The following is a 1,620-nucleotide window of genomic DNA, read 5'->3' as shown; positions in this document are numbered from 1 at the left end:
GAGGCCACTGAAAAAGTCCATTCCATGTTAAAGGTACAGCTCTCAAGAAAATTGTGGAGACTGTACCTTTTTCGCTTATAATTAAAGTATCATGGAGAGCGGGTGAACGAGATGATTCGTCAACAACAAACCTTGGTTCTGAGCCCTTATGCGGCATTGTATGACATCGTCGTACCGAAGGACAACATGCTCCGTCAAATTAATGAACTGGTGGACTTCTCCTTCATATATGAGGAACTGGAAGCAAAATACTGTTTGGATAATGGACGCAACGCCATCAATCCCATTCGCATGTTTAAATACTTGTTGTTGAAAGCAATCTTTGAACTGTCTGACGTAGATATTGTCGAGCGTTCGAAGTACGATATGTCATTTAAATATTTTCTGGGCATGGCACCGGAAGATTCGGTTATCGACCCGAGTACTCTAACGAAATTTCGAAAATTGCGATTGAAAGACATGAATCTGCTCGACATGCTTATCGGTCAGACGGTAGCCCTTGCAATGGAGCAGAATATCCTAAAAAGCAACTCTATCATTGTAGACGCTACACATACGAAAGCACGTTACAACCAGAAATCACCGCAAGAAATACTACAAGACCGTGCTCGAAAGCTGCGCAAAGCTGTTTACGCCATGGACGAGTCGGTTAAAACAAAGATGCCCACGAAGAACATGAACAACGTGCTTAAAGACGAAATCGCATACTGCCAAAAGCTTGTCACCTTCATTGAAAAGGAATCTGGAATCCCGCAGGTGCCCAAAATACTGGAGCCGCTTAATCTTCTAAAAGAAACAATTGAGGATGATGTGGAACAACTGCGACTTGCAGCAGATCCAGATGCACGAGTAGGACACAAGAGGGCTGATAGCGCCTTTTTCGGTTATAAGACCCATCTAGCGATGACCGAGGAACGTCTCATAACAGCAGCCGTCATTACGACAGGTGAAAAAAATGATGGTAAGCAACTGCAAATGCTGATCGAAAAAAGCCAAACTGCAGGAATGCAGGTGAAAACGGTAATTGGGGATATGGCATATTCGGAGAAAGATAACCTGATCTACACGAAACAGAACGAGATTGAGCTTGTAGCAAAGCTTAATCCATTAATTACCCAAGGGGCTCGCAAGAAAGAGAATGGATTTCTGTTTAACAAAGATGCCGGCATGTATGTTTGCCCGGCTGGCCACATGGCAATTCGGAAAGCTCGGCAAGGAAAGAAAGGCGTCAGTAACAACCAGCAAGACACCTACTTCTTTGATGTGGAGATCTGCAGGCACTGTCCGGTTAAGGAAGGCTGCTACAAAGCAGGAGCCAAGAGTAAGACCTATTCCGTGACAATTAAATCCGAAGAGCATTCGGAACAAATGAAGTTTCAGGAAACGGAATACTTCAAAACAAAATCTAAAGAGCGCTACAAAATTGAAGCAAAGAACAGTGAACTCAAACATGGACACGGGTATGATGTAGCCACATCCTCGGGTCTGCTTGGTATGCAATTACAAGGCGCGATGGCTATATTCGCTGTAAATCTGAAACGAATATTAAAGCTAGTGGACTAAGGTCTACTAGAAACCGCAGCTAATTTAGACCCATAAAAAGAAGACATTCGTTCCGAA

At 43.5% G+C, this 1,620-nt stretch carries 1 protein-coding gene; it reads left to right on the top strand.

Annotated features, from left to right (window positions below):
* Positions 1 to 111: 111 nt before the first annotated feature.
* Entirely contained in the window at positions 112 to 1,563 is a 1,452-nt protein-coding gene (locus HNR77_RS29830; protein ID WP_184191733.1) for an IS1182 family transposase, read from the top strand.
* Positions 1,564 to 1,620 lie beyond the last annotated feature (57 nt).

The organism is Paenibacillus sp. JGP012 (assembly GCF_014203995.1).
Classification (GTDB): domain Bacteria; phylum Bacillota; class Bacilli; order Paenibacillales; family Paenibacillaceae; genus Paenibacillus; species Paenibacillus silvae.
This window is presented reverse-complemented; position numbering and strand designations above follow the sequence as displayed.